Annotated in this window: 26 protein-coding genes, 1 tRNA gene and 1 pseudogene; 19 read left to right on the top strand and 9 right to left on the bottom strand. The window is 73.8% G+C overall.

The window, feature by feature from the left end; all coding sequences use genetic code 11:
• Positions 1–55: 55 nt before the first annotated feature.
• Positions 56–292, bottom strand: coding sequence for a hypothetical protein (locus KSK32_RS27760; RefSeq protein WP_216933998.1), 237 nt, complete (start codon positions 290–292; stop codon positions 56–58).
• 143 nt (positions 293–435) lie between these two features.
• Here KSK32_RS27760 and KSK32_RS27755 point away from each other — a divergent pair, with 143 nt between their 5' ends.
• Positions 436–1,563 carry a geranylgeranyl reductase family protein gene (locus KSK32_RS27755; RefSeq protein WP_216936400.1) on the top strand — a complete coding sequence of 376 codons (1,128 nt, stop codon included), beginning with the start codon at positions 436–438 and terminating at the stop codon, positions 1,561–1,563.
• Here KSK32_RS27755 and KSK32_RS27750 read toward each other — a convergent pair.
• Both KSK32_RS27750 and KSK32_RS27745 read right to left on the bottom strand, forming a co-directional pair.
• On the bottom strand, positions 1,550–2,584 hold the full coding sequence (locus KSK32_RS27750) for an NAD(P)-dependent alcohol dehydrogenase (RefSeq protein WP_216933996.1): 1,035 nt from the start codon (positions 2,582–2,584) through the stop codon (positions 1,550–1,552). The two genes, KSK32_RS27755 and KSK32_RS27750, sit on opposite strands and share 14 nt — an antisense overlap.
• 127 nt (positions 2,585–2,711) lie before the next feature.
• Positions 2,712–4,499: a bifunctional UDP-sugar hydrolase/5'-nucleotidase gene (locus KSK32_RS27745; RefSeq protein WP_216933994.1), complete on the bottom strand. Its 1,788-nt coding sequence runs from the start codon at positions 4,497–4,499 to the stop codon at positions 2,712–2,714.
• A 152-nt stretch (positions 4,500–4,651) separates the two neighbouring features.
• On the opposite strand from KSK32_RS27745, the gene KSK32_RS27740 reads away from it, so the two are divergent.
• Positions 4,652–5,554: an SDR family oxidoreductase gene (locus KSK32_RS27740; RefSeq protein ID WP_216933993.1), complete on the top strand. Its 903-nt coding sequence runs from the start codon at positions 4,652–4,654 to the stop codon at positions 5,552–5,554.
• A gap of 117 nt (positions 5,555–5,671) precedes the next feature.
• On the opposite strand, the gene KSK32_RS27735 is transcribed toward KSK32_RS27740, so the two are convergent.
• Positions 5,672–6,322, bottom strand: coding sequence for a nucleotidyl transferase AbiEii/AbiGii toxin family protein (locus tag KSK32_RS27735; protein WP_216933987.1), 651 nt, complete (start codon positions 6,320–6,322; stop codon positions 5,672–5,674).
• Positions 6,319–6,645, bottom strand: a complete 327-nt coding sequence (locus tag KSK32_RS27730; RefSeq protein WP_145754961.1) for a hypothetical protein — start codon at positions 6,643–6,645, stop codon at positions 6,319–6,321. Before KSK32_RS27730 ends, KSK32_RS27735 begins: the two co-directional genes overlap by 4 nt.
• Positions 6,646–7,267: 622 nt before the next feature.
• Between KSK32_RS27730 and KSK32_RS27725 the strand changes: the two genes are divergently transcribed.
• The 10 genes and pseudogenes from KSK32_RS27725 (at position 7,268) to KSK32_RS27680 (ending at position 18,677) form a co-directional block, all read left to right on the top strand.
• The gene (locus KSK32_RS27725) at positions 7,268–7,855 is read left to right on the top strand and encodes a hypothetical protein (RefSeq protein WP_216933615.1); all 588 of its coding nucleotides are present in this window, start codon (positions 7,268–7,270) and stop codon (positions 7,853–7,855) included.
• A 299-nt stretch (positions 7,856–8,154) separates the two neighbouring features.
• On the top strand, positions 8,155–11,478 hold the full coding sequence (gene fdh / locus KSK32_RS27720; protein WP_216933985.1) for a formate dehydrogenase: 3,324 nt from the start codon (positions 8,155–8,157) through the stop codon (positions 11,476–11,478).
• Positions 11,471–12,513 (top strand): annotated as a pseudogene (locus KSK32_RS27715) (4Fe-4S dicluster domain-containing protein). Before fdh ends, KSK32_RS27715 begins: the two are co-directional and overlap by 8 nt.
• Positions 12,510–13,682: an NrfD/PsrC family molybdoenzyme membrane anchor subunit gene (nrfD, locus tag KSK32_RS27710; protein WP_216933984.1), complete on the top strand. Its 1,173-nt coding sequence runs from the start codon at positions 12,510–12,512 to the stop codon at positions 13,680–13,682. Before KSK32_RS27715 ends, nrfD begins: the two are co-directional and overlap by 4 nt.
• Before the next feature lie 45 nt (positions 13,683–13,727).
• Positions 13,728–13,823 (top strand) — tRNA-Sec (locus KSK32_RS27705).
• A gap of 22 nt (positions 13,824–13,845) precedes the next feature.
• Positions 13,846–15,138: an L-seryl-tRNA(Sec) selenium transferase gene (gene selA / locus KSK32_RS27700; protein ID WP_216933981.1), complete on the top strand. Its 1,293-nt coding sequence runs from the start codon at positions 13,846–13,848 to the stop codon at positions 15,136–15,138.
• 5 nt (positions 15,139–15,143) lie between these two features.
• A complete protein-coding gene (gene selB, locus KSK32_RS27695) occupies positions 15,144–16,907 on the top strand; it encodes a selenocysteine-specific translation elongation factor (protein ID WP_216933979.1) in 1,764 nt (587 codons plus the stop codon).
• Between the two features lie 45 nt (positions 16,908–16,952).
• Positions 16,953–17,150: a hypothetical protein gene (locus KSK32_RS27690; RefSeq protein ID WP_013286387.1), complete on the top strand. Its 198-nt coding sequence runs from the start codon at positions 16,953–16,955 to the stop codon at positions 17,148–17,150.
• The gene (locus KSK32_RS27685) at positions 17,150–18,427 is read left to right on the top strand and encodes a hemolysin family protein (protein ID WP_216933977.1); all 1,278 of its coding nucleotides are present in this window, start codon (positions 17,150–17,152) and stop codon (positions 18,425–18,427) included. Before KSK32_RS27690 ends, KSK32_RS27685 begins: the two co-directional genes overlap by 1 nt.
• 67 nt (positions 18,428–18,494) lie before the next feature.
• The gene (locus tag KSK32_RS27680; RefSeq protein ID WP_216936526.1) at positions 18,495–18,677 is read left to right on the top strand and encodes a hypothetical protein; all 183 of its coding nucleotides are present in this window, start codon (positions 18,495–18,497) and stop codon (positions 18,675–18,677) included.
• A gap of 6 nt (positions 18,678–18,683) precedes the next feature.
• Here KSK32_RS27680 and KSK32_RS27675 read toward each other — a convergent pair whose 3' ends face one another.
• Positions 18,684–19,340, bottom strand: coding sequence for a hypothetical protein (locus KSK32_RS27675; RefSeq protein ID WP_216933975.1), 657 nt, complete (start codon positions 19,338–19,340; stop codon positions 18,684–18,686).
• Positions 19,341–19,467: 127 nt separating this feature from the next.
• Between KSK32_RS27675 and KSK32_RS27670 the strand changes: the two genes are divergently transcribed.
• Positions 19,468–19,674, top strand: coding sequence for a hypothetical protein (locus tag KSK32_RS27670; protein WP_216933973.1), 207 nt, complete (start codon positions 19,468–19,470; stop codon positions 19,672–19,674).
• On the opposite strand, the gene KSK32_RS27665 is transcribed toward KSK32_RS27670, so the two are convergent.
• The 3 genes from KSK32_RS27665 to KSK32_RS27655 all read right to left on the bottom strand — a co-directional run bounded on the left by KSK32_RS27665 (position 19,671) and on the right by KSK32_RS27655 (position 21,287).
• Positions 19,671–20,144: a hypothetical protein gene (locus KSK32_RS27665; protein ID WP_216933971.1), complete on the bottom strand. Its 474-nt coding sequence runs from the start codon at positions 20,142–20,144 to the stop codon at positions 19,671–19,673. The genes KSK32_RS27670 and KSK32_RS27665 overlap by 4 nt on opposite strands.
• Positions 20,141–20,350, bottom strand: coding sequence for a hypothetical protein (locus KSK32_RS27660; RefSeq protein WP_013286381.1), 210 nt, complete (start codon positions 20,348–20,350; stop codon positions 20,141–20,143). The genes KSK32_RS27665 and KSK32_RS27660 overlap by 4 nt, the downstream gene beginning before the upstream one ends.
• Positions 20,351–20,450: 100 nt before the next feature.
• The gene (locus KSK32_RS27655) at positions 20,451–21,287 is read right to left on the bottom strand and encodes a universal stress protein (protein ID WP_216933970.1); all 837 of its coding nucleotides are present in this window, start codon (positions 21,285–21,287) and stop codon (positions 20,451–20,453) included.
• A 127-nt stretch (positions 21,288–21,414) separates the two neighbouring features.
• Here KSK32_RS27655 and KSK32_RS27650 point away from each other — a divergent pair, with 127 nt between their 5' ends.
• The 6 genes from KSK32_RS27650 (at position 21,415) to KSK32_RS27625 (ending at position 26,182) form a co-directional block, all read left to right on the top strand.
• Entirely contained in the window at positions 21,415–22,161 is a 747-nt protein-coding gene (locus tag KSK32_RS27650; RefSeq protein WP_216933968.1) for an SAM-dependent methyltransferase, read from the top strand.
• Positions 22,162–22,259: 98 nt separating this feature from the next.
• A complete protein-coding gene (locus tag KSK32_RS27645) occupies positions 22,260–23,447 on the top strand; it encodes a PP2C family protein-serine/threonine phosphatase (protein ID WP_216933966.1) in 1,188 nt (395 codons plus the stop codon).
• A gap of 45 nt (positions 23,448–23,492) precedes the next feature.
• Positions 23,493–23,963, top strand: coding sequence for a MarR family transcriptional regulator (locus KSK32_RS27640; RefSeq protein WP_216933964.1), 471 nt, complete (start codon positions 23,493–23,495; stop codon positions 23,961–23,963).
• 304 nt (positions 23,964–24,267) lie between these two features.
• The gene (locus tag KSK32_RS27635) at positions 24,268–24,906 is read left to right on the top strand and encodes a CDP-alcohol phosphatidyltransferase family protein (RefSeq protein WP_216933962.1); all 639 of its coding nucleotides are present in this window, start codon (positions 24,268–24,270) and stop codon (positions 24,904–24,906) included.
• The gene (locus KSK32_RS27630) at positions 24,903–25,853 is read left to right on the top strand and encodes a DUF881 domain-containing protein (protein ID WP_216933960.1); all 951 of its coding nucleotides are present in this window, start codon (positions 24,903–24,905) and stop codon (positions 25,851–25,853) included. Before KSK32_RS27635 ends, KSK32_RS27630 begins: the two co-directional genes overlap by 4 nt.
• Positions 25,850–26,182 (top strand): small basic family protein, encoded by a 333-nt coding sequence (locus tag KSK32_RS27625; RefSeq protein WP_007071104.1) that lies wholly within the window; start codon positions 25,850–25,852, stop codon positions 26,180–26,182. The genes KSK32_RS27630 and KSK32_RS27625 overlap by 4 nt, the downstream gene beginning before the upstream one ends.
• The last annotated feature ends 6 nt before the right edge of the window (positions 26,183–26,188 follow it).

The raw sequence follows: 26,188 nt of genomic DNA, 5'->3' as shown, positions 1-26,188 counted from the left end.
TCGACCGTCGATCACCCGGTGCGCCACCCGGTGCCCGGTGGGCCAAACGACCCGGTCACGCCATCTGGCGCGCGCACCACCGGGGTCCGAAGTCCAGGCCGGACATCGGGGAGTCCTCGCGGTGCAGCAGCCCCCGCTCGGTGAGCGAGTGCAGCGGCTCGCGCAGCTCCTCCTCGGGCATCCCGGTCTCCTGGGCGATCAGGTCCGGGTAGGGGACGTGTCCCTGCGCCTCCAGCGCGGACACCGCCTGGTAGACCCGTTCCTCGACCGCAGACAGCTGGACCTGAGGCATCGCTTCCCTCCTCGGCGTGGACCGCCCGACCCACGGACGGCCGGCGACCGGCGGATACCCGGACGGGCGGCGATGATGCTCACCCGTTCGGCTGTCGTACCGGGCGGAGCGGCGCGGCGGTGCCCTAGGCTGCACCCGTGATCATGGATCTCGTCGTGGTCGGCGGCGGGCCCGCCGGACTCTCCGCCGCGCACACCGCGGCCCGGGCCGGCGTCCGCACGCTCGTGGTCGATCGGGCCACCCACCCCCGGTACAAGACGTGCGGCGGCGGCCTCATCGGCACGTCGCTGGCCGAGATCGCCGACCGCGTCGAGGTGCCCGCCCACGACCGGACCGACCGGGTCACGTTCACCCGGGACGGGCGACGGGCGTTCACCCGCCGGCACCCCGCGCCGCTGGTCACCATGATCCGCCGGGAGGAGTTCGACGAGCGGCTGCGCGCCGCCGCCGTCGCCGCCGGGGCGCAGGTCCGCGAAGGCGTCGCGGTCCGCGCGATCGAGCAGGACCCCGACGGGGTACGCCTGCGCCTGGCCGACGGCGAGACGGTACGCGCCCGGACCGTGATCGGCGCGGACGGCTCGTCCGGCGTGACGGCACGCCACGTCGGGGTGCGCTTCCGCCAGGTCGACCTCGGTCTGGAACTGGAACTGCCGGTGGACGCCGCCGAGCGGGACCGCTGGCGCGGCCGGGTGCTGCTCGACTGGGGGCCGATTCCCGGCTCCTACGCGTGGGTCTTCCCGAAGGGCGACCGTCTCACGGTGGGTGTCATAGCCGCCCGGGGCGACGGCGATCGCACCCGCGCCTACCTGCGCGACTTCACCGACCGGCTCGGCCTGTCCGCTGTGACGCCGGAGCACGACTCCGGTCACCTGACCCGCTGCCGCACCGGGGACTCCCCGCTGCGCCACGGCCGGGTGCTGGTCGCCGGGGACGCCGCCGGGCTGCTGGAACCGTGGAGCCGCGAGGGGATCAGCTACGCGCTGCGCTCGGGCCGGCTGGCCGGGGAGGCGGTGGCCGCCGGTGACCTCGACGCGTACGCCCGGGAGGTCGACCGGCGGCTGACGCCGGAGATGCGCGCCGGGTACCGGCTGCTGGAGGTGTTCGAGCGGCGGCCCGACGTGTTCCACGCGATGCTGGGGAGCCCGCCCGGCTGGCGGATGTTCGTGCGGTTCTGCCAGGGGCGGGCGAGTTTCGCCGAGATGCTCGACCGGCGGCCCGTGCGCGCCGGGCTGGCGCTGCTCGACCGGCTGCCACCGCTCAGGGGACGATGACCGCCCGCCCCCGCACCTCGCCCCGGCGCAGCGCCTCGTACGCCTGCGGCGCCTCCGCGAGGGGGAACGTGTGCACGTCGGCGTGCAGCCGGCCGTCGCGGGCCAGCGCGATCACCTCGTGCAGTTCGGCCCGGGTGCCCCAGAACGGCACCACCACGCCGGTCTCCAGCGGCACCAGGGGCGGCTCGTCGGCGACCGGGCGCACCGGCAGCGTGCCGCCGGCCAGGCCCACCAGCAGGATCTGACCGCCGGTGGCGACGACCTGCCGGGCGGTGTCCAGGGTGGGCTGCGCGCCGACGAAGTCGAGCACCACGTCCGCCCCGTCCGGTGGCGGCCCGACCAGCTCGCGGATCTCGTCCACCGCGTCCGGGCCGGCCTGCACCGTGTGGTGGGCGCCGAGGCGGCCGGCCAGGTCCAGCGCGGCGGTGTTCGTGTCCACCGCGATGATCCGTACCGCGGTGGTGGCGAGCAGGATCTGCAACCCCATGTGCCCCAGGCCACCGATGCCGATCACCACGCAGGAGGTGCCCGGCCGCAGCCGGGGCCGGGCCAGCTCCACCGCGTGGTACGGCGTCAGCCCGGCGTCGGTCAGCGGTGCCGCCTGGGTCAGGTCCATGTCGCCGACCGGCAGCAGCCGGGACGCGGGCACCACCACGTACTCGGCCAGCCCGCCGTCGCGGCTGAGCCCGATGCCGCCGACCGGGATGACCCGGCAGCGGTTCTCCTCGCCCCGCAGGCAGGCTCGGCACCGGCCGCACCCGATGATCCCGTAGACGGCGGCCCGGTCGCCGGGCGACCAGCCGTCCACCCCGGCGCCGACCGTGTCGACGGTGCCGGCGATCTCGTGCCCGAGCGTCATCGGGACCGGGAACACGCCCTCCGGGGCGTCGAGGATGTGCAGGTCGGAGTGGCAGGCGCCGACCGCGCCGACGCGCAGCAGCACCTCACCGGGGCCGGCCTGCGGCGTGGGCACCTCCGTGTGCTCCAGCACGCCGGGTGCGGTCATCCGTACTGCGCGCATGTCTCCTCCACCTCGTCGCGGCGGCATACCCGTGCCGTGGCGGTTGATGCGGAGACGGGACGGGTGACACCTGCGCGCCGGCGGCTGACGGGGCCCGGACACCCGCCCGGACCCCGTCGCGTCACGGTCAGAAGACCGGCACGCCCGCGCGGACCAGCTTCCAGTTGGGTACGAAGAAGTCGGCCGGGTCGATGACGCCCTCGGCCTGCGCCCAGTCGATGAGCAGCTGGCGGATCTCCTGCTGGGCGTTGTAGACCTGGGTCTTCACGATGCCGGGGAAGTTACCGCCGCCGCTGCGCCGGTAGTTGTTCACCGCCACCACGAACCGGGCATCCGCCGCGACCGGGGTGTCGGTGCCGGCCAGCACCAGGCGGGTGATCCGCTGCCCGACCGGCTCGGCGATGTCGATGTCGTAGTCGACGCCGGAGAAGACGTCGTAGTTGTAGTCCGGCACCGCCGGGTCGCTGATGGTCTCCGGGTTCACCGGCGCGCCCGCCGGCAGCGTGCCGAAGTACTTCGCCGAGTACTCCAGGTACGCCTTCACCTCGGCGCCGGTCAGCACGACCGCCTCCAGCGTGTTGTCGTACACGTAGAGGCCCGCCACGTCGCGGATCCGCACGTCGCCCTGCGGGAACACCGCGGTGCGGCTGAACGGCGCGGCGATGGACAGCACCGGCAGGCCCGCGTACTCGCCGCCGGCGAGGGCCTCGGTGACCACCTCGGTCTGGACGTGGTTGATGAAGTCCAGGATCGGGGTGTCCTTGTACCGTGACTCGGCGGCGGACAGCTCCACGCTGGACTGGGCGACGACGCGGTTGACGTACTCGACGGTCTTGGTGTGCTGGCCGCGCACGGCCGCGAGCACCGCCGGGTCCTCGACCACCGTGTTGGTGTTGAGCGTGGTGGCCGACTTGGCGGTGACCGTCCAGCGGCCCTTCTCCCGGGTCAGCGTGAAGTCCATCCGGGTCAGCCGCTGGCCCCACTTCGACGGCTCCGAGGTGAGGACCCGCTCGCCGGTGGTGAGGTTGGTGACGAACTTCTCCGGCACCTCGTTGTGCGCGTGGCCGAACAGGATCGCGTCGATGCCGGGGACCTGCTCGGCGATCAGCGCGGTCGGGTTCTCGTTCGGCAGCTCCGGGCCGTAGCTGGAGGTGCCGCTGTCCCCGCCGTGCGCGGAGATGACGACGAGGTCGGCGCCGCGGCGGCGCATCTGCGGCACCCACTTCGCGGCGGTGGCGACCATGTCGGCGAAGACCAGGCGGCCCTCGACGTTGCCCTTGTCCCAGATGGCCACGCCGGGGTTGGTCAGGCCGAGGATGCCCACGCGCAGCTTCGGCGCGCCGTGCCCGCCGAGCTCGACCTCCTTGATCACGTACGGGAGGAACGCCGGCTTGCCGGTCTTCGCGTTGAGCGCGTTCGCGGCCAGTGCCGGGAAGCCGAGCTGCTCGATCCAGGTGGCCAGCAGCGGCAGGCCGTAGTTGAACTCGTGGTTGCCGAGCGTCACCGCGTCGTACCTGAGCACGTTCATGGCGCGGGCCATCGGGTGCGTCTCACCGGTGCTGGTGATCGGCTCCTGCTTGGCGTAGTAGGTGGCCAGCGGCGTGCCCTGGATCGTGTCGCCGGCGTCCAGAACCAGCGTGGCCCTGCCCCTGCGCTCGGCGCGGATCTGGTTGACCAGGGTGGCGAGCTTCGCGACGCCGACGTCGTTGTGCTTGCTGTCGTCGTACTCCGCGTCCTTGTAGTAGTCCCAGTTGTAGACGTTGCCGTGGGTGTCCGACGTGCCGAGGATCGTCAGATCCCAGGTCTTCGGCTTCGGCTTCGCCTCGGCGGGCGCGCCGGCCAGCAGGGGAGCGGTCGCGGCGGCGGCCGCGACGGCCAGCACCTGGCGCCGGGAGGCGCCGGAGGAGGAGGTCATGAGGTGCCTTTCCGAATGGGGGGTACGCGCCTCGTGGGCGCCGCTGCGCACCATAACCACCACATGTCGCCTGCGCCACACCGGCCCGTTTTGTTCCCCTTTCCGTCACTGGCTGCTGTTTTCCCGCCGGCCACCGGGGTAGAGGCGCATCCATGAGCGAGGACCAGTTCACCCAGCAGCACCCGGCCGAGCAGTACGGGCAGCAGGAGGGCCAGCCGGCGCAGCAGCAGACGCCGCCCGGCAGCGAGCAGCAGATGGGGCCGAAGCCCGACCACGGCGAGGAGTCGTACCGGGGCAGCGGCCGGCTCACCGGCAAGCGGGCGATCATCACCGGTGGTGACTCCGGCATCGGCCGGGCCGTCGCGATCGCGTTCGCCCGCGAGGGCGCCGACGTCCTGGTCACGTACCTCGCCGACGAGGAGGAGAAGGACGCCCGGGAGACGGTCGCCCTGATCGAGCAGGCCGGGCGCACCGGTGTCGCGGTCCGGTGCGACCTGCGCGAGGAGGCCAACTGCCGCGAGCTCGTCGACCAGGCGCTGCGCGACCTCGGCGGGGTCGACATCCTGGTCAACAACGCCGCGTACCAGATGTCGCAGGACAACGGCCTGCTCGACATCACCACCGAGCAGTTCGACCGGGTCTTCAAGACCAACGTGTACGCCATGTTCTGGCTCTGCAAGTTCGCGGTGCCGCACATGACGGAAGGCTCGACGATCATCAACACCTCGTCGATCCAGGCGTTCGACCCGTCGCCGCAGCTGCTCGACTACGCCACCACCAAGGCCGCCATCGCCAACTTCACCAAGGCGCTCGCGCAGGACCTGGCCGACCGGGGCATCCGGGTCAACGCGGTCGCGCCCGGTCCGATCTGGACGCCGCTGATCCCGGCCACCATGCCGGAGGAGAAGGTCAAGCAGTTCGGCACCGACACGCCGCTGGGCCGTCCCGGTCAGCCGGCCGAGCTGGCGCCCGCGTACGTCTACTTCGCCTCGCAGGAGTCCAGCTACGTCACCGGCGAGATCCTCGGCGTCACGGGTGGCCGCCCGACGAAGTGAGCCGCCTCGTCCGGTCCGGTTGCTTCGCCGGTCCCGGCTCGGCCGTCCGGTCCGGCGTGTCCCGGCTCGGTCCGGTCGGGCCCGGCGCATCCCGGCCCGGCCGGCTGGTTCCGTTGCTCAGCGGGGCCAGGCGGCCATCCGGCGGCGCACCTCGGCGATGCGCGGCGCGTCCAGGCCGTAGCGGGTGAACCGGCGGTCGGCCAGCCCGTCGAGGTAGCGGCCCGCGGCGCGCACGTCCTCGTCGTCGAGCGCCGGGTCGACCTGGCCGGCCAGCTCCAGCAGCTCCGTGACCGTGTACCGGTCCAGCGCGGCGGAGACGTCGATGTAGTCGCGTACCTCCCGCCGGTTGACCAGCGCGGCGGTCTTGTTGGCGATCAGGTCGCGGACGTCCATCACCGGGCCGAGGTCCATCACCACGGGGCTGCGGTGCCGGTCCAGGCGGGCCAGGCTGAGGCGGATCTGCCGGCCGTCCCGGCTCACCACGAAGTCCCGCAGATCCCGGTCGAAGCCGTCGAACACCTCGCCCAGCCCGCCCGGGTCCACTTCGGCCACCCGGTAGCCGGCCCGCTCCAGCGCCGCGCGTACCCCGTCGGCCGCCGCCGCGGCGGCGCCCTCCACGTCGGCGAACAGGTCGACGTCCTCCGTGGGGCGGGTGACCAGGCCGTGTGCGGCCCACGCCACACCGCCGCCGAGCACGAAGCGATGCGGGCCGGCCGCGGTCAGCGCCACCCGGGCCACCTGCCGGTAGAAGTCGTGCGGGTGGGTCACGCCGGGCGCAGACTCCGGTGCCGGCCCTCCCAGGCCAGGCGTACGCCCCGGGGCAGGTTGAGCAGCGGCCACAGCCTTCGCAACGTGCCCGCGTGGATCAGCTCGCGCAGATCCTCCACCCGGGTCGTCTCGCGCAGCACGTTCTCGTACATCCAGAGAAGTTCGTCCGGGTCGCCCAGGTCGAACGCCCGTTCGCTGCTCCACATCAGGCGTACCGGCAGTTCGACGATGCCGGTCGTGGGGCCGGTGAGCTCGTCCAGGGTGCGCGCCACCACAGCGGGTCGCCCGGGACGGGCGAGGTACGCGTGCGCGCTGACCGACATGGCATCAGGGTAACCCCAACCCGTCCCAATACCCCCCCGCCCTTCCCGCCCCCACCCCGTCGATCATGAAGTTGACGGCGCGAGACGTCCGTTTCGTCCCCGCCACCGGAGATCTTGGAAGATTTGGGCCCCTATGGCGGCCGTTTCCTTCCAAGATCTCCCACGGTGGTGCGGGTGCGCCGGGGCCTGCTCACGTCGACGTCCGCACTGCCGGATGGAGATCTTGGTACGAGAGTATCCCTGTGGGGGCCGTTGCTTACCAAGATCTCTCGTCGGCGGAATGCCCGGACCCGTGCGCCGTCTTCGGGGGCTGCTCTCGCCCACGCCCCGCCGTCCATGTGCCGGGCGGGTGTCGGGTTTCGGGGTGGTCGGGGACACCCGGCTGGCGGAATCGTGGGCGGGGCCGGGGCGTTATACCTGGTGAACGACCGCAGCAGCATCCCCCACGGGCGGGTGACAGGTCCCCGGAATGATCCCGGCGCGGTGGTCGTTGCACATGCCTCCGGCGCCCCGTACCACGGGCAGCGAGCCGGACCCCCAAGTCTTCTTGAGCGCCTGACGGTGCTCGCACCCGCACCGAACCCCCTCGGCGCGGGCGTCGACCCCCGAACGGAGCCCCCTCATGAACACGATCCTGCGCAAGAGCATCCTCGGTATCGCCGGTCTGACCGTCGCCGGTGGCCTCGCCGCCGGCCCCCTCAACCACGACACCAGCACCCCGGTGCGCGACACGGCCGTGACCACCACGCAGGCCACCGCGAAGCTGGACAGCGCCGCGCTCATCCCGCACGGCGTGCAGGGCGCCCAGTCCCACATCGACCTCAACGACGAGCAGACCGCCAATGTGAAGGCGATCATCGCCGCCACGAAGAAGGCCGGCATGGACGAACGCGCCGCCGTCGTCTCCATCGCCACCGCCCTGCAGGAGTCGAAGCTGGAGAACCTCGGCCACCTCGGCGACCGCAACGACCACGACTCCCAGGGCCTGTTCCAGCAGCGCCCCTCCAGCGGGTGGGGCACGGTGGAGCAGATCACCGACCCCGAATACTCCACCACCGCGTTCCTCACCGGCCTCAAGCAGGTCGACGGCTGGCGCGACATGCCCCTGACCGTCGCCGCCCAGACCGTCCAGGTCTCCGCCTACCCCGACCACTACGCCCAGTGGGAACAGCAGGCCGCCGACCTCGTCGCCCAGCACTGGAACAGCTGACCCGGCGGTGACCGGGGTCACGACGAACGAGCGGAAGAACCGTGACCCCGGTACCGTTGTGCAGAGCGTCGGTGTGTCCAGTGTCCCCGGGCCTCACCTAAATTGCCTTCGCGGAATACCGTTCGGCTGGAGCCGCGTCGCGCCACTCGCCGAGAGGCGACATGCACACCGACGCCCAGAGCCGCCCCGGCCGTCCGGCCGGGGCGGCTCTGTCTGTGAGCTCGAGTCGCACGCCCCGGACCGCTGGCCTAGGGTTACAGGCAGAGGTGAGCCGTTCTCGACGGAGAGGGGGTGCCCGGATGGGTTTCAAGACGTTCATCCAGGGGTGGCCGGTCTACCGGCAACTCACCGGCACCGACCCGCTCGGTCGCGGCGCCGCCGCCCAGTCGCCCCGTTCCGCCGGGCTGACCGCCCGCACCGAGACCGCCGACGGCATGGCCCGCTCGGTCTGCCCGTACTGCGCGGTCGGTTGCGGGCAGCGCGTCTTCCACAAGAACGGCCAGGTCACCCAGATCGAGGGCGACCCGGACAGCCCGATCTCGCGCGGCCGGCTCTGCCCGAAGGGCTCGGCCAGCAAGAGCCTGGTGACCAGCCCGCTGCGCCAGACCAAGGTCCGCTACCGCCGACCGTACGCGACCGAGTGGGAAGACCTGGACCTCGACGTCGCGCTCGACATGATCGCCGACCGGATCCTCGCCGCCCGCGCGGAGACCTGGGAGGACGTCGACGACGAGGGCCGCCCGCTGAACCGGACGCTGGGCATCTCCAGCCTCGGCGGCGCGACGCTCGACAACGAGGAGAACTACCTCATCAAGAAGCTGTTCACGGCGATGGGGGCACTTCAGATCGAGAACCAGGCCCGTATTTGACACTCCGCCACCGTCCCCGGTCTGGGGACCAGCTTCGGTCGCGGCGGCGCCACGGACTTCCAGCAGGACCTCGCCAACGCTGACGTCATCGTCATCCAGGGCTCGAACATGGCCGAGGCCCACCCGGTGGGCTTCCAGTGGGTGATGGAGGCGAAGAAGCGCGGCGCGAAGGTCTTCCACGTCGACCCGCGGTTCACGCGTACCAGCGCGCTCGCCGACACGTACCTGCCGATCCGGGCGGGCACCGACATCGCGCTGCTCGGCGGCGTGGTGCGCTACATCCTGGAGAACGAGCTCGACTTCCGGGAGTACGTGCTGGCGTACACGAACGCGGCAAACATCGTCAGCGAGCGGTTCGCCGACACCGAGGACCTGGACGGCCTGTTCTCCGGCTACAACCCGGACACCGGCTCGTACGACCACGCGAGCTGGCAGTACGACGGCCAGGAGGACAACGCCAAGATCCGGGGCACCGGCAAGGAACGTGACTCGGCCTCCGGGCTGGAGCACGAGTCGCACGGCGAGCCGGTGCCGGCGCAGGCGCCCCGGGACGAGACGTTGCAGCACCCGCGCTGCGTCTACCAGATCCTGAAGCGGCACTTCGCCCGCTACACCCCGGAGATGGTGGCCCGGGTGTGCGGCATCCCGGAGGAGAAGTTCCTCGAACTGGCGCGCGCCTGGACGGAGAACTCGGGCCGGGAGCGAACCGGCGCGCTCGTCTACTCGGTCGGCTGGACGCAGCACAGCGTCGGCGTGCAGTACATCCGCACCGGCTCGATCATCCAGACGCTGCTGGGCAACATGGGCCGCCCGGGCGGTGGCATCCTGGCGCTGCGCGGGCACGCCAGCATCCAGGGATCCACCGACATCCCGACGCTGTTCAACCTGCTGCCCGGCTACCTGCCGATGCCGCACCACGCCGACCACCCGACGTTCGACAGGTGGGTCGACAGCATCCGGCACCCGGGCCAGAAGGGCTTCTGGGGCAACTCGCGGGCCTTCGCGGCGAGCCTGCTCAAGGCGTACTGGGGTGACGCGGCGACGCCGGAGAACGACTTCTGCTACGGCTACGTGCCCCGGATGACCGGCGACCACGGCACGTACCAGCAGGTCCTGAACATGATCGACGGCAAGGTGAAGGGCTACTTCCTGCTCGGCCAGAACCCGGCTGTCGGCTCGGCGCACGGCCGGGCCCAACGCCTGGGCATGGCCAACCTGGACTGGCTCGTCGTCCGCGACCTGTTCATGATCGAGAGCGCCACGTTCTGGAAGAACGGCCCGGAGGTCGCCACCGGCGAGATCGTCCCGGAGGAGTGCCGCACCGAGGTGTTCTTCCTGCCGGCGGCCTCGCATGTGGAGAAGGAGGGCACGTTCACCCAGACCCAGCGGCTGTTGCAGTGGCGGGAGAAGGCCGTCGACCCGCCGGGCGACGCCCGCTCCGAGCTGTGGTTCTTCTTCCACCTCGGCCGGGTGCTGCGGGAGAGACTGGCCGGCTCCACCGAGCGCCGCGACCGCGCGCTGCTGGACCTCGCCTGGGACTACCCGACGCACGGTCCGCACGCGGAGCCGAGCGCCGAGGCGGTGCTCAAGGAGATCAACGGGTACGAGGTGGCCACCGGCCGCCCGCTCAACGCCTTCAGCGAGGCCCGCGACGACGGGTCGACGGCGATCGGCTGCTGGATCTACTCCGGCGTCTACGCCGGCGGGGTGAACCAGGCGGCCCGCCGCCGGCCCCGGCACGAGCAGGACTGGGTGGCCGCCGAGTGGGGCTGGGCGTGGCCGGCGAACCGGCGCACGCTGTACAACCGCGCCTCCGCCGACCCGGACGGCCGGCCGTGGAGCGAGCGCAAGAAGTACGTCTGGTGGGATCCGGACGCCGGCGAGTGGACCGGCTACGACGTGCCGGACTTCGAGAAGACGAAGCCGCCGTCGTACCGGCCGCCGGATGGCGCCTCCGGCCCGGCCGCGCTCGCCGGTGACGACCCGTTCGTCATGCAGGGCGACGGCAAGGCGTGGCTGTACGCGCCGAGCGGCGTCCTCGACGGCCCGCTGCCCACGCACTACGAGCCGGCCGAGTCGCCGATGCGCAACCCGCTCTACGGTCAGCAGGCCAACCCGACCCGCAAGATCTACGAGCATCCGATCAACCGGATGAACCCGAGTCCGCCGGAGCCGCACAGCCAGGTCTTCCCGTACGTGTTCACGGTCAGCCGCCTCACCGAGCACCACACCGCCGGTGGGATGAGCCGTACCGTGCCGCGCCTGGCGGAGCTGCAACCGGAGATGTTCGTCGAGGTGTCCCCGGAACTGGCCGGCGAGGTCGGGCTGGCCCACCTGGGCTGGGCGCACCTGATCAGCGGCCGGGCGGTGATCGAGGCGCGGGTGCTGGTCACCGACCGGCTCACTCCGCTGCGGGTGGACGGCCGGATCATCCACCAGGTCTGGCTGCCGTACCACTTCGGCACCGAGGGTCTGGTCACCGGCGACTCGGCGAACGACCTGTTCGGCATCACGCTGGACCCGAACGTCCTCATCCAGGAGAGCAAGGTCGGCACCTGCGACATCCGTCCCGGGCGGCGGCCCACCGGCCCGCCGCTGCTCGACCTGGTCGGCGACTACCAGCGGCGGGCCGGGATGACGGCGGACCGGAGGATCCCGGTGGTGACCACCGACGCGGCCGGCGGGGACGACGCCGCCGGCAGCACCGACGAGCAGTCGGCCGCCGCGCACCAGGACGGGGATCGGGATGCCTGACGCCAACAGCCTGTACGGCCCGCTCGACCCGGCCCCGGACGCGGGCTGGGACGAGGCGCCGCCCCGGATGGGCTTCTTCACCGACACCAGCGTCTGCATCGGCTGCAAGGCGTGCGAGGTCGCCTGCAAGGAGTGGAACGGCGTCCCCGACTCGGGCTTCGACCTGCTCGGCATGTCGTACGACAACACCGGTGCGCTCACCGCGAACTCGTGGCGGCACGTCGCGTTCATCGAGCAGCCCCGCCCGGCCGGGCACCGCACTCCGCCGTTCGCCGGTGACCCGACCGGCCCGGCGACCAGCCCGGAGTCCGCGGCGGCCGGCGCGGTCACGGCCCCCGACACCGGTACGAACCCCGGTCTGCCGCCGGGGCAGCCGGAGGCGGCGGCGCGGATGGCCGCCGGTCCGGAGTTCCTCGGCATGCCCGGCACCCGGCCCCCGGGCGGGACACCGGTGTGGAGAGCCGCACCGACTTCCGCTGGCTGATGATGTCCGACGTGTGCAAGCACTGCACGCACGCGGCCTGTCTGGACGTGTGCCCGACCGGTTCGCTGTTCCGCACCGAGTTCGGCACCGTGGTGGTGCAGGAGGACATCTGCAACGGCTGCGGCTACTGCATCTCCGCCTGCCCGTACGGCGTGATCGACCAGCGCAAGGGCGACGGCCGGGCGTGGAAGTGCACGCTGTGCTACGACCGGATCGGCGCGGGCATGACGCCTGCCTGCGCGCAGGCGTGCCCGACCGAGTCGATCCAGTACGGCCCGCTCGACGAGCTGCGGGAACGGGCCGCCCGGCGGGTCACCACGCTGCACGAGCGCGGGATGCCGGAGGCACGCCTGTACGGCCACGACCCGACCGACGGCGTGGGCGGAGACGGCGCGTTCTTCCTGCTGCTGGACGAACCGGAGGTCTACGGGCTGCCGCCGGACCCGGTGGTCACCACCCGGGACCTGCCGAAGATGTGGAAGCGGGCCGGGCTGGCCGCCCTGGCCATGGCGGCGGCTGCCGTCGCCGCGTTCGCCGGAGGATCGTCGTGAGCCCGGACCGCCCGGTCGGGGACCTGTTCCGCCGCTTCCGCGAGCGTTTGTCCGCCGAACGCGACAACGACAGTGCCGCCGGGCGCGACGCCGGCAGCCGGGCCACCGCGGCCGGTCCCGGCGTGGGCCGCACCGACGCGGGCTCCCGCGACGCCGGCCTGGCCCCGCAGCCACCCCGAGACGCGGCACCGCGCCGAGGCCGCGGCAAGGGCGGTGGGGAACAGCTCAACGTCCCGCCGGCCGAGTTCACCTCCTACTACGGCCGGCCCGTCCTCAAGCCGCCGGTGTGGCGGTGGGACATCGCCGCGTACCTGTTCACCGGCGGTCTCGCTGCCGGCTCCTCGCTGCTCGCGGCGGGCGGGCAGCTCACCGGCCGTCCCGCGCTGCGCCGCGCCGGCCGGGTCAGCGCGCTCGCGGCCGTCGGCGCCAGCACGTACTTCCTGGTCAACGACCTGGGCCGGCCGTCGCGCTTTCACCACATGCTGCGGGTGGCGAAGGTGACCTCACCGATGTCGGTGGGCACCTGGATCCTCAGCGTGTTCGGCCCGGCCGCCGGGATCGCGGCGGTCGCCGAGGCGGCCCCGCTGCTGCCCGAGCGCGGCGTGCTGGGGCTCGGCCGCCGGTTGCTGCCCCCGGCCGGGCACGCCGCCGGTGTGGTAGCCGCCGTCACCGCGCCGGCGCTGGCCACGTACACCGGGGTGCTGCTGGCGGACACGGCGGTGCCGTCGTGGCACGAGGCGTACCCGGAACTGCCGGCTATCTTCGCGGGCAGCGCGCTGGCCAGCGGCGCCGGTGTCGGGCTGGTGGCCGCGCCCGGCGCGCAGGCCGCTCCGGCGCGGCGCCTCGCGGTCGCGGGCGCGGCGATGGAGCTGTGGGGTTCGCACCGGGTGGAGAACCGGCTCGGCCTGCTCAGCGAGCCCTACACGCAGGGCACCCCCGGCAGGCTGCTGCGCGCCGGCCGGGCGCTGACCGCCGCCGGTGTGGTCGGCGCGCTGGTCGGCCGGCGCAGCCGGGTGCTGTCCGCGCTCTCCGGTGGCGCGCTGATCGCCGCGTCGGTGTGCACCCGGTTCGGCATCTTCCACGGCGGGGTCGCCTCGGCGCGCGATCCGCGGTACACGGTGGTGCCGCAGCGTGAACGCGCCGACCGGCGGGCAGCCGACCAGGGCTGACACCTCCCCGGGCGGCCTTCCGTCCGCTGTGGTTGACTGCTGCGTGGAGGCGTTCAGGCGGCTGGTGCCCCTCTCGGTCTTCAAAACCGGTGTGGTCCGGGATCCGGGCCAGGCGGGTTCGATTCCCGTCCGTCTCCGCCAAACCGTTCCCGGGAGTGCGCCGATGCGTGAGGTCGACCCGCGACGGCGGGTGCCGCGCACCGACGCGCTGCTCGCCGATCCCGCGCTGGCCGCCGCCGCCGGCACGCTCGGCCGCGACCGGGTCAAGGCCGCGATCGTCCGCGCCCAGGACCGCGCCCGCCGCGGAGAGCTGACCCCCGATCAGGTACGCGACGCGGCACTGGCCGACCTGCCCGGCCGTACGCCACGCGCGGTGCTCAACGCCACGGGCGTCGTGCTGCACACCAACCTGGGCCGCGCCCCGCTCGCCCCGTCCGCCGTGGACGCGCTCGTCGCCGCCGCCGGGCACACCGACGTGGAGCTGGACCTGCGGACCGGGCGGCGGGCCCGGCGCGGCCGGGAGGCGCTCGACGCGCTCGCCGCGGCGGTGCCCGACGCCGGGGCGGTGCACGTGGTGAACAACGGCGCCGCCGCGCTGGTGCTGGCCGCGACCGCGCTGGCCGCCGGCCGGGAGATCGTGGTCAGCCGCGGTGAGCTGGTCGAGATCGGCGACGGGTTCCGCCTGCCCGACCTGCTGGCCAGCACCGGCGCGCGGTTGCGTGAGGTGGGCACCACCAACCGCACCACCCGCGCCGACTACGAAGCCGCGATCGGCGAGGACACCGGCTTCGTGCTGAAGGTGCACCCGTCGAACTTCGTGGTCACCGGCTTCACCTCGGCGGTGCCGGTGGCCGAGCTGGCCACGCTCGGCGTACCGGTGGTGGCCGACATCGGGTCGGGCCTGCTCGCGCCCGATCCGCTGCTGCCGGCCGAGCCGGACGCGGCCACCACGCTGCGGGCGGGCGCGCACCTCGTCACCGCCAGCGGCGACAAACTGCTCGGGGGCCCGCAGGCCGGTCTGCTGCTCGGCGACGCCGATCTGGTGCACCGGCTGCGCCGGCACCCGCTGGCGCGTGCGCTGCGGGTGGACAAGCTCACCCTCGCCGCGCTCGCCGCCACCCTGTACGCCCCGGCCACGCCCACCCGGGACGCGCTGCACGCCGACCCGGCCCGGCTGCGGGAGCGGCTGGAACGGCTGCGTGACCGGCTCGGCGAGGACGGCTGCAAGGCCGAGGTGGTGCCCAGCGTCGCTGTGGTCGGCGGCGGCGGGGGCCCCGGCGTGGAGCTGGACTCGTGGGCGCTGAGCCTGCCCGAGCGGTACGCCGAGCCGCTGCGCACCGGCGACCCGGCGGTCCTCGGCCGGGTGCTGCACGGCCGGCTGCTGCTGGACCTGCGCGCCGTGCCGGAGGGCGCCGACGACCGGGTCCGCGCGGCCGTGCTGAACGTGGGGGACTGACCGGCATGTGGGTGGTGGCGACCGCCGGGCACGTCGACCACGGCAAGTCCACGCTGGTGCGGGCGCTGACCGGGATGGAACCGGACCGGTGGGCGGAGGAACGCCGCCGGGGCATGACCATCGACCTCGGCTTCGCCTGGACCACGCTGCCGTCGGGCGGCACGATCGCCTTCGTCGACGTGCCGGGGCACGAGCGGTTCGTGCCGAACATGCTCGCCGGTGTCGGCCCGGTCCCGGCCGCGCTGATCGTGGTGGCGGCCGACGAGGGCTGGATGCCGCAGTCCGCCGAGCACCTGGCCGCGCTGGACGCGCTGGGTGTGTCGTACGGGCTGCTCGCGGTGACCCGCGCGGACCTGGCCGACCCCGGGCCGGCGGCCGCCCGCGCCCGTCAGGAGATCGCCGCGACGTCGCTGGGTGCTGTGGAGGCGGTGCCGGTCGCCGCGGTCACCGGCGCCGGGCTGCCCGAGCTGCGCGCCGCCCTGGACCGCCTGACCGCCCGCCTGCCCGATCCGGCCCGGGACGCGCCGGTGCGGCTGTGGGTGGATCGCGCGTTCACCGTGCGCGGCAGCGGCACGGTGGTCACCGGCACGCTCGGCGGTGGTCGGCTGCGTGTCGGCGACGAGCTGGAGCTGGCCGCCACCGGCGAGACGCTGCGGGTACGCGGGCTGCACTCGCTCGGCACCGCGCGCACCGCTGTCGAGGCGGTGGCCCGGGTCGCGGTGAACCTGCGCGGCCTGTCCCGGGACCGGGTCGGGCGCGGCGACGCGCTGCTCACACCCGGCCGGTTCGGGCGAACCGACCTGCTCGACGTGCGGCTGTCCGGCGACCCGGCCGCCGACCTGCCGGCCACGCTCACGCTGCACGTGGGCTCGGCGGCGGTGCCCGCCCGGGTCCGGCCGCTGGGCCCGGACACGGTACGGCTGCGCCTGGCCCGCCCGCTGCCGCTGCTGATCGGGGACCGGGCGTTGCTGCGCGACCCCGGCCGGCACCACGTGGCGGGCGGTGTGACGGTGCTGGACGTCGACCCGCCGCCGCTGCGCCGCCGGGGGGCGGCAACGGCCCGCGCGGCGGTGCTGGCCGGCCTGGACGGGCGGCCGGACCTGGCCGGGGAGCTGCGCCGCCGACGGCTGGTCCGGGCCGGTGACCTGACCCGGATGGGTGTGCCGCCGGCCGCGACGCCGGTGGCCGGGCAGTGGCTGGCCGACCCGGAGCACTGGCGGGATCTGGGGCGTCGCCTCACCGCGGAGGTGACCCGGTACACCACCGAGCATCCGCTCGCCGCGGGCGTACCCGTCGACGTGCTGCGGCACCGGCTCGACCTGCCCGAGCGCGCCCTGGTCACGGCGCTGCTGCGCCCGCCGCTGCGGCTGCGCGACGGCCTGGTCACCGCCGCCGGGCAGGGGACACTGCCGGATCCGGTGGCCCGGGCGGTGGACCGGGTCCGGGCCGAGTACGGCGACCGGCCGTTCCAGGCACCCGAGGCGCACCACCTGGCCGACCTCGGGCTCGGCCCCCGCGAGATCGGCGCCGCGGTACGGGCCGGCGCGCTGCTGAAGCTGGCCGAGAACGTGGTGCTGCTGCCCGGCGCCCCTGATGACGCGGTGCGGGTGCTCGCCGGGCTGCCGCAGCCGTTCACGCTCAGCGCCGCCCGGCAGGCGCTCGGCACCACCCGCCGGGTGGCGGTGCCGCTGCTGGAACTGCTGGACCGGCGCGGCGCCACCCGGCGGCTGCCCGACGACGCCCGCGAGGTGGTCCGCCCGCCGGGCTGAGCCAACCGGTGCCACCGGTCCGTGCCGGTCACCTACCGTGACGCCATGGACCCTTCCGCGGTCTGGCGGGACAAGAACCACAAGTGGCGGATCGAGGCGTACCGGGCCCCTGACCTGCGCTTCGCGATCTTCGCCACGAACGGCCCCACGGAGTCGGCGCCGCTGTGGCTGTTCGGGATGGCCGCGCTGGCCCGCTGGCTGATGACCCACGCGATCTCGCTGGACGACCTGGAGACCGACTGATGGGCGCGCAGCTCGCGCTCGTACTCGTGCTGATCCTGGTCAACGCGGCCCTGTCCGGCAGCGAGATGGCACTGGTGAGCCTGCGGGAGGCTCAGCTGCGGCGGCTGGCGCGTTCCGGGCGGGCCGGGGCGCGGCTGAGCCGCCTCACCCGCGAACCGAACCGCTACCTGGCCACCATCCAGCTCGGCATCACGCTCGCCGGGTTCCTCGCCTCGGCCGCCGCCGCGGTGACGCTGGCCGAGCCGCTGGTGGGCCCGTTGGGTTTTCTCGGCGGGGCCGCCCGCCCGGTGGCGGTGTTCCTGGTGACGCTGCTGCTGACGTTCCTCACGCTCGTGGTGGGAGAGCTGGCGCCCAAGCGGCTGGCCATGCAGACGGCGGAACGGTGGGCGCTGATCAGCGCCGCGCCGCTGGACCTGCTCGCCCGGCTGTCCCGGCCGGCGGTGTGGCTGCTCGGGCGCTCCACCGACCTGCTGGTCCGGCTCGCCGGCGGTGACCCGCGGGCCAGCCGGCAGGAGGTGACCGAGGAGGAACTGCGGGAGATGCTGGTCAGCCAGCGCGGTCTGTCCGCCCAGCAGCGGGAGATCCTCGCCGGGGCGTTCGACATCGCCGGCCGTACGCTGCGGGAGGTCTTCGTCGCGCGCCGGGACGTGACCACGTTGCCCGCCGACCTGCCGGCGGCCGAGGCGATGCGGCGGCTCGCCGCCACCGGCCGGTCCCGGGCGCCGGTGATCGGCCCCGGCGGGCTCGACGACGTCCGCGGCACGGTCCACATCCGCGACCTGGTGGACGCCGCCGGCGCGCCGGTCGGCGACCGGGCCCGCCCACCGGTGCTGCTGCCCGGGACGCTGCCGGTGGCCGACGCGATGCGGCAGCTGCGCCAGCGGCACGAGCAGCTCGCCCTGGTGGTCGACGAGTACGGCGGCGTGGACGGCCTGGTCACCATGGAGGACCTGCTCGAGGAGGTCGTCGGTGAGCTGTACGACGAGACCGACCGGGACGTGCGCCGCGCCGTCCGGGAGCCGGACGGCGCGCTGCTGCTGCCCGGTGACTTCCCGCTGCACGACCTGCCCGACGTGGGCGTACGTGTGACGTTCCCGCTGTCCCGCGAGTACACCACGGTGGCCGGGCTGGTGCTGGCCGGCCTGGGCCGGCTGCCCGAGGGCCCGGGGGAGCGGGTGCGGCTGCCCGGTCTCACCGTCGAGGTGGTGGAGGTGGCGGAACGGGCGGTCCGCCGGGTCCGGCTGCGCGGCCCCGCTGTCGGCCGTACGCCGGACTGACACCCGGACGGGGGACAGCCGCCCGATCCGGCGTCCCGGCCCGCGCCGCCGGTCGTACGGTGCGGACGTGAGGGACCGAGGAATGCGTACGTTCATCACCGTGCTGGCCGGCCTGGCCGTGATCTACTTCGGCTTCACCGGAAGCCGCGACAGCGGCGGGGAGGGTGGCGTCTCCGGCGGCGTGGTGCTGCTCGCGCTGCTCGCCTCGCTGCTGGCCTGGCACCTCACCAAGCCCGGCCCGGCCAAGTAGCCACCGTCAGTGGGCCGCGGCGGCGCTGCGGCTCACCTCGCCCGCCGACTCCTCGCCCAGGGCCACCCGCACCAGCGCCGACGCCAGCCGGCCGAAGTCGGCCTCGCCGACCAGCCCGACCAGGTCACCCGGGCTCGCCGGCAGGCCGAGCCGTCGCGCCCCGGCGAGCGTGCGCCGGTCGGCGTACGGGCGCACGTCCGGCCACACCGACTGCGCCTCCCGCAGGAAGATGTCCGCACCGGTGGGGCCGATGCCGGGGAACTCGGTGAGCAGGCGGCGCAGCACGGCCCGGTCGGCGCCGGCCTCCTTGTGCAGCCGGCGCAGGTCGCCGTGCCAGCGGTCCAGGCAGAGCCGGGCGCCGGTGCCGAGCATGGTGGCGGTCCGCTCGTCGTAGCGCCGGTAGTGGCCCCGGCCCAGCGCGTCGACCCGGTCCTGCCAGCTCGCCGCCTCCATCGCCGGCGGGGTGCGGTAGCCGGCCGCGAACAGCTCCCGGGCGGCGGCCACCGCCACCGAGGCCCGGATCCGGGTGCTCAGCAGCGTGGTGAGGACCAGCAACTGGTAGAGCGGGCCGGGCCGGTCCGCGAGGGCGATGCCGGCCTCCTCCGCGTACGTGCGGGACTGCCGGTCCAGCAGGGCGCGCGCGACGTTGCGATCGTCTGGCATCCATCCGGCTTACCCGCCCCGGCCCCGGCCAGACCCCCGGGCCGATCCGGAATGCGCCGGGTGGCGACGGGTACGCGGGGCGGGTGCGCGGTCGACGGCCGTGCGTTCCACCGGGAAGGAGAGACCCGTGGTCAAGCCGCAGCAGGAGGAACTGCGCCGGAACGACCTCGGCGCCACCAGTCAGGACAGCCGCAAGACGGCCACCCAGGCGGGCGGCCGTTCGCGTGGCAGTGGCACGTCCAACGCCGACGCGGGACGCCCCGTCCCGAAGGGACAGGTGTCGCCGTACGGCCCGGCCGGTGAGCCGGTGGCCGACGACGAGAGCGACGGCTAACCGCGAGCCGACGTCGGCCGTAGTCGCCGCCAGGTGGCTGCGGCCGACAGCCCGTACGCCAGGTGCGGGATCAGGTCGGAGACCCAGTCGCTGCGCCGCCAGGTCCGCGGATCGGTCACCCCGAGCACCGTCATCGAGCCGTCGGTGGTGGCCATCACCCCGCCCCCGAGCAGCACCGTGGCCAGCGGCAACGGGATCCGGCGATCGGCGGCGACCAGGCCGAACACGGCCCCGGCGGCGATGCCTGTGGCGTACCCGAGCAACGGACCCAGACCGGAGCGGCGGTTCTCCGCCTCGTCGCCCGGGCCCAGGTCGACGTGCGTGACGTCGGCCAGCCGTCCGGCCGCCGATTCCGGGGTGCTGCTGGCCGGCCGGGCCCGCAACGCCATGTCGAGGTACGTGACCGCGTTGAGGACGGCGCTGCCGACGGCGCCCGCGACGGCGCCGTCGACAACCGCTGCCGATCTCACTTCGGGTCACCCGGTTCCCGGTTGCCCTTGGGGCCGTAGGTCCGTTCGCCCCGGACCACGCCGCGTTGCCCCCGGTCGTCCTGGAGGATCCGGTTGGCGACCTGGTTCGCCTCCTTGTCGGACGCCCGTCCGGACTGCTCGACGAGGTCGCGAAGGCGTGCCCGCTGCTTGTCGTACGCGTTGCTGCCCGGCCGTGGTCCTGGCATCTCTGCCTCCTCCGGATCGGTGTCGGCTGACCGTAGGCGTCTACCCGTCCGGGCCGGGACCAACCGTTGCGGGCACGTTCCCGCCCGGCCGGACGACGGCTCAGCCGGGCGCGCGGACCACCGCGACCGGGCAGGCCGAGCGGTGCAGGATCCCCTGGCTGACCGAGCCGAGCAGCAGTCCGCTCAGCTCACCGCGGCCGTGCCGGCCCACCACTACCAGCTGGGCGTCGCGGGACGCCGTGGTCAGCGCCGCGAGCGGCTTCTCGCGTACCGCCTCGGCGTGCACCGGCAGCTCCGGCCACCGCTCGCCGATCCCGGTGAGCGCATCGGCGAGCACCCGCTCCTCGTCGTCGTCCCGGCTGCGCGAGGCCGAGTGCGCGTACACCACGTGCAGTGCGGCGCCGCGGTCGTACGCGGTCTCGGCCGCGAACTCGACGGCGTCGCGCGACAGCGCGGAGCCGTCCACGCCGACCACGACCGGGCCGTCGTCACGGGCGGTGCCGCGGGCGATGAGCACCGGGCAGTCGGCGTGCGAGGAGACCTGCACCGCCACCGACCCGACCACAAGCGCGGCGAATCCGCCCAGGCCCCGGTCGCCGAGCACGATCACGGCGGCGGTGGGGGACTCGCCGAGCAGCACCGCCGCCGCCTCCCCGTCGATGATCTCGCCGGTGACGTGCAGTCCCGGTACCTCGGCCTCGGCCACGGCGACCGCGTCGGAGACAAGTTGCTCGGCCTGGTGGCGCAGCCCGGCGCCGGGTGGCGACCCGGCGGGCGGGGAGACCGGTACGCGCAGCAGCGGCCAGATGAAGCCGTGCACCACCCGCAGCGGGCGGTCGCGCCGCCGCGCCTCGCGGGCCGCCAGGCGCACCGCCCGTGTCGCGGGTTCGGAGCCGTCCACCCCGACCACCACCGCGGCCCCGTTCGCCGAATTCACCAGTACCTCCTCGTGGCCGGCGCTCCCGTGGCCAGTATCGCGGCCCGGGTGGGCGGCCGGGGCGATACCGCCGGGCTCGCCCGGTGGGTACGCTGACGTGCAGCGCCCAGGGGAGGGAGCCCCGTCGATGAATCAGCCGGACGGACCGAGCACCGCCCGCATGATCGACTACTGGCTCGGCGGCCGGCACCACCGTCCGGTGGACGTGGCGGCGGCCGCCGCGTTCGAGGCGGCGTACGGGCCCTGCGCGGCGATCTTCCGGTCACTGCGCGGCTTCCTCGGCCGTACGGTGCGGGCCATGGCCGCCGACGGGATCGACGGTTTCCTGGTCTTCGGTGCAGGCGTGCCCACCTGCGGCAATGTGCACGAGGTCACGCCGGAGGCGACGGTCCTCTACACCGACGTGGATCCGGAGACGGTCCGGCTGGGCCGGAGCCTGCTCGCGGGCAGCGATCGGGCCGGGTACGGCTACGGCGACGCCACCGACATCGGGACGGTGGACCGGGCGCAGGTGCACCGGTTCGTGCCGGGCTGGGGGAGACGGCCGGTGGGTGTGGTCTTCCTGGGGCTGGCGGCGTTCCTGGACGACGACACGCTCGCCCGTACGCTCGACGAGCTGTACGAGGCGGTCGCGCCCGGTAGCCGGCTGGCGATCGACTTCGACACCGAGGAGCTGGCGGGGCATCCCGAGGCGCTGGCCATGATGGGTCCGGCGTTCCGGATGCGGGCGCCCGAGCGGTTCGCGCCGCTGCTGGGCCGCTGGCAGCCGACCGAGGACGGCATCGTGCCGGTGGCTCGGTGGCGGCCGGCGGGCGAGCCCGAGCCGGTGCCGGAGGCGTTCCACGGCGCGCTGGCGGTCCGCGCGGCCGGCTGAGGCGCTCTCGTCACGCCCGGCCGAGGCGGGGCGTTCGCCGTCGGGCGGCCTTCGTATGATGTTTGCCCTGTAGCAATAGTCGTCATCGGAGGATGAGCATGCCGGAGGCGTCCGGATCGGTGTCGCGTGCCCTGCGCACGGCGCCGCCCGACCAGCTGGCGGAGACCGCGGACGCGGTGCTTCGCCAGACGCTCGGGGCCGCGCGGGCGGAGGTGTTCGTCGCCGACTACCGCGCCAGCGGACTCTGGCCGGTGCTCGACCCGGACGTGCCCGACGGCGGCCCGCTGCTGGCCCACACCGTGGCGCAGCGCTGTTTCAGCAGCCAGGAGCCCGTGCTGGACATCGTCGAGGACGGTCGCTGCCGCGCCTACCTGCCGTTGTCGGTGTGGGGGGAGCGGCTCGGCGTGCTGATGGTGGAGCTACCAGGCGACCCGGACGCGGCCACTGTGGAGGCGGCCCGCGACGCCGCCGGGGAACTGGCCGTGGCGATCCGGGCGGCCGACCGGGAGACCGACCGCTACCGGCGCGCCCGGCGGCGGGAGCGGCTGAGCATGGCCGCCGAGATGCAGTGGGACCTGCTGCCGGGGCGCAGCGTACGGCTCGGTGACGCGCTGCTCGCCGGGCAGCTCGAACCGGCGTACACGGTGGGCGGCGACCACTTCGACTGGTCTGTGGACGGCGACCGGCTCACGCTCACCGTGCTCAACGGCACCGGAAGCGGGCTCGCCGCGTCGATGCTCACGGCGATGACGGTGAACGCCATGCGCAACGCCAGACGGTCCGGCGGCAGCCTGGTCGAGCAGGCGGAGCTGGCCTCGGACACCATCTACTACCAGCACCGGGGCAGCCGGCACGTGGCTACGCTGCTGCTGGAGCTGGACAGCCGCCGGGGCGTGATGCGGGCGGTGGACGCCGGCTCACCGCAACTGCTGCGGCTGCGCGGGGGCAGCGTCACGCCGATCGCGCTGGAGCAGCAACTACCGCTGGGCATGTTCGCCGAGACGCGCTACGACGTGCAGGAGTTCACTCTGGAACCGGGCGATCGTCTCTTCGTGGTCAGCGACGGGGTGTACGCGGCGGAGCCCGACGAGCAGGAGCCGTACGGCGTGCGGGCGATGGCGCGGGCGATGCGGTCGACTCGGCTGCAGCCGGCGACCGAGGCAGTTGGTACGGTGATGCGCGAACTGCATGCGTACCATGCCGACGCGGATCTCCGTGACGACGCGGTCGTCGTCTGCCTGGACTGGCGCGGCTCCAGCCGGTCCGGCGACCTGACGGGGCAGTGACGGGGGCGGAGCGGACACGAGCGGGACGATCGCAGGGGACAGCGAGTGGAGCGACCTCCGAATCTTGCCGCGGCCATCGAATCGGCTGCGGAGGCGCTCATCGGTGTGCTCGACTCCGCGACCTCCCGGCACACTGTCAGCGTCTCGCCCACCCAGCTGCGGGTGCTGTCGCTTATCGTGTCGCATCCGGACACCAACGTGAACCGGCTGGCCGAGCTGCTGGACGTCGTCCCGTCGTCGGCGAGCCGGCTCTGCGACCGCCTGGAGGCGGTCGGCCTGCTGCGCCGGGTGGCCGACCCGCGCGACCGGCGCGAGGTGCGGCTGATCCCCACCGCGGCTGCGGAGACACTGTTGCGCGACCTCCAGGAGAGACGGCACCGGGCGGTGCAGGCCGTGCTGGACCGGATGCCCAACCGGGTGCAGCACGAATTGCTGCTGGCGCTGGTCGCGTTCAGTCAGGCCGCGACCGCCGCCGCCCCGCAGGCCGGCTCGGACTCGGCCGCCCGCACCGCCTGAACGCTCCCCGTGCCCCCGTCCGTCCCGTCTCCCATCGCTCGACTAGTGTCCTAGGACGCCCTTGCGGTTGTGACGGTCCCCACCGTGACACCACTGAGCAACGACGCAGCGGGCACCCGGGAGACAACGGCGAGCCCGATATAGTGGCAGCGCAACTGGGCGGCCCGTGATCACGACGGGCCGCGTCGGGGAGGTCCCAGCCCGGGATCACAGAGGGCGCCGGCGTCTGACCGGCCGGCAACGCGCACGTCCCTCCAGCGGCCGCTCGTCCGGCTGCCGGACCGTGCTGCGAAGGGAGGGTTCGGTGTCGCGTCGGCCGGCTCCAGCGGAGCAACCGGATTCCGCGACCGCCACGGTCATGGGAGATCGCATCCTCACGCTGCCCAACCTGATCAGCTTCGTCCGGCTCCTCGGCGTGCCGGTCTTCCTCTACCTGTTCCTCGTGGTCCGGGCCGACGTCGCCGCCATCGTGGTCCTCGCCGTGGGCGGCACCAGCGACTGGGTGGACGGCTGGATCGCCCGCCGCCTGGGCCAGGTGAGCCGGCTCGGGGAGCTGCTCGACCCGCTCGCGGATCGCCTCTACATCCTCGCCACGCTGCTCGCGTTCACCGCCCGCGAGGTGGTGCCCTGGCAGTTCACCGGCGCGCTGCTGGCCCGGGAGCTGCTGCTGCTGGCGTCGCTCGGGGTGCTGCGCCGGTACGGCTACGGTCCGCCGCCGGTGCACTACGTGGGCAAGACCGCGACGTTCCTGCTGCTGGCGGCGTTCCCGATCCTTCTGCTGGCCGACGCGGTGCCGGAGGCCGGCACCGCCGCCGGCGCGATCGGCTGGGGGCTGGCCTGGTGGGGCCTGGTCCTCTACTGGGCCGCCGGCGCGATGTACGTGGTGCAGGCCGCCCGCCTCGTGCGGGCCATGCGGGCCGGTCGTACGGAGGCGGCGGCATGACCACCCCGCAGTCGCGGGACGGGGAGCGCGACCCGTCGACCCGCGTGTACGCGCCGGACTTCCTGACCGAGCTGTTCCGCAATCCGCTGGACCCCGGGTACGGGGACGCGGCGGCGCGCCGGGCGACGGGCTCGATGTCGCGGGTGCGGCAGGTGCTGGGCCGGCCGGTGAGCCTGGTGGTGCTGGCGCTGATCGGTTTTCTGTTCGCGGTGGCGTACCGGGAGACGGTGGCGGAGGAGCCGAGCCGCGCGACGGCGCGGGCGGGTCTGGTCGCCGAGATCAAGGCGCGGGAGGCGGAGACCGATCGGTTGACCGAGCGCGCGGAGCAGTTGCGTGAGGAGGTCGGCCGGCAGCGGGACGCGGCGTTGAGCGGTTCGCAGGCGTCCCGGTTGCGCACGTTGGAGGCGGGGACCGGCCTGGCCCGGGTGCGGGGGGACGGCGTGGTGGTGCGGCTGGCCGACGCTGCGGCGGACCAGGACGGGGTGACCGGCGGGAACGCGGGTCCGTCCCGGGTGCTGTATTCGGATCTGCAGAAGGTCGCGAACGCGTTGTGGGCGGCGGGCGCCGAGGCGGTGGCGGTGAACGGGCAGCGGTTGACGGCGACGTCGACGATCCGGTCGGCGGGTGAGGCGATCCTGGTGGACTATCGGCCGGTGACGGGCCCGTACGAGGTGCAGGCGATCGGGCCGGGGTCGATGCGGGACCGGTTCGACGAGAGCCGGGCGGCGGCGTTGATGCGTGAGGTGGCGCGGACGACGGGTCTGTCGTTCGGGGTGAAGCGGGTCGGCGACCTCACCCTGCCGGCGGCGCCGCAGCCGCGGCTACGCTACGCCGAGCCTTCGGTGAGTCCGAGTGCGCGCCCGTCGGGTTCGGGTGGTGCCGGTTCGTCGAGTCCCGGGTCGTCCGGCCCGGGTGGTTCTTCCAGCCCTTCGGGAGGTGGCCGATGATCGCGGTGCTGGCGTTGCTCGCCGGTGTGGTGCTCGGGGTGTATCTGGACCCCACGGTGCCGGCGGCGTTGCAGCCGTATCTGCCGATCGCGGTGGTGGCCGCGTTGGACGCGGTGTTCGGTGGGGTGCGGGCGAAGCTGGACCGGATCTTCGACGACAAGCAGTTCGTGGTGTCGTTCATCTCGAACGTGCTGGTGGCGGGTCTGATCGTTTATCTGGGGGACCAGTTGGGCGTGGGCGGTCAGTTGTCGACCGGTGTGGTGGTCGTGCTCGGGGTGCGCATCTTCGGAAACGTGGCGGCGATCCGCCGGCACCTGTTCCGGGCGTAGGTTTGT

Origin of the sequence: Micromonospora sp. WMMB482 (assembly GCF_019038635.1) — a bacterium.
Lineage (GTDB): Bacteria > Actinomycetota > Actinomycetes > Mycobacteriales > Micromonosporaceae > Micromonospora > Micromonospora marina.
This window is presented reverse-complemented; position numbering and strand designations above follow the sequence as displayed.

Bases quoted from the DNA above. Each gene is read 5' to 3' on its own strand.
- KSK32_RS27740 (WP_216933993.1), top strand. From the start codon at position 4,652: ATGAGCGAGGACCAGTTCACCCAGCAGCACCCGGCCGAGCAGTACGGG.
- KSK32_RS27725 (WP_216933615.1), top strand. From the start codon at position 7,268: ATGAACACGATCCTGCGCAAGAGCATCCTCGGTATCGCCGGTCTGACC.
- KSK32_RS27755 (WP_216936400.1), top strand. From the start codon at position 436: ATGGATCTCGTCGTGGTCGGCGGCGGGCCCGCCGGACTCTCCGCCGCG.
- KSK32_RS27750 (WP_216933996.1), bottom strand. From the start codon at position 2,584: ATGCGCGCAGTACGGATGACCGCACCCGGCGTGCTGGAGCACACGGAG.
- KSK32_RS27760 (WP_216933998.1), bottom strand. From the start codon at position 292: ATGCCTCAGGTCCAGCTGTCTGCGGTCGAGGAACGGGTCTACCAGGCG.
- selA (WP_216933981.1), top strand. From the start codon at position 13,846: ATGCGTGAGGTCGACCCGCGACGGCGGGTGCCGCGCACCGACGCGCTG.
- KSK32_RS27685 (WP_216933977.1), top strand. From the start codon at position 17,150: ATGGGCGCGCAGCTCGCGCTCGTACTCGTGCTGATCCTGGTCAACGCG.
- KSK32_RS27730 (WP_145754961.1), bottom strand. From the start codon at position 6,645: ATGTCGGTCAGCGCGCACGCGTACCTCGCCCGTCCCGGGCGACCCGCT.
- KSK32_RS27690 (WP_013286387.1), top strand. From the start codon at position 16,953: ATGGACCCTTCCGCGGTCTGGCGGGACAAGAACCACAAGTGGCGGATC.
- KSK32_RS27645 (WP_216933966.1), top strand. From the start codon at position 22,260: ATGCCGGAGGCGTCCGGATCGGTGTCGCGTGCCCTGCGCACGGCGCCG.
- selB (WP_216933979.1), top strand. From the start codon at position 15,144: ATGTGGGTGGTGGCGACCGCCGGGCACGTCGACCACGGCAAGTCCACG.
- KSK32_RS27745 (WP_216933994.1), bottom strand. From the start codon at position 4,499: ATGACCTCCTCCTCCGGCGCCTCCCGGCGCCAGGTGCTGGCCGTCGCG.
- KSK32_RS27625 (WP_007071104.1), top strand. From the start codon at position 25,850: ATGATCGCGGTGCTGGCGTTGCTCGCCGGTGTGGTGCTCGGGGTGTAT.
- KSK32_RS27675 (WP_216933975.1), bottom strand. From the start codon at position 19,340: ATGCCAGACGATCGCAACGTCGCGCGCGCCCTGCTGGACCGGCAGTCC.
- KSK32_RS27630 (WP_216933960.1), top strand. From the start codon at position 24,903: ATGACCACCCCGCAGTCGCGGGACGGGGAGCGCGACCCGTCGACCCGC.
- KSK32_RS27650 (WP_216933968.1), top strand. From the start codon at position 21,415: ATGAATCAGCCGGACGGACCGAGCACCGCCCGCATGATCGACTACTGG.
- KSK32_RS27660 (WP_013286381.1), bottom strand. From the start codon at position 20,350: ATGCCAGGACCACGGCCGGGCAGCAACGCGTACGACAAGCAGCGGGCA.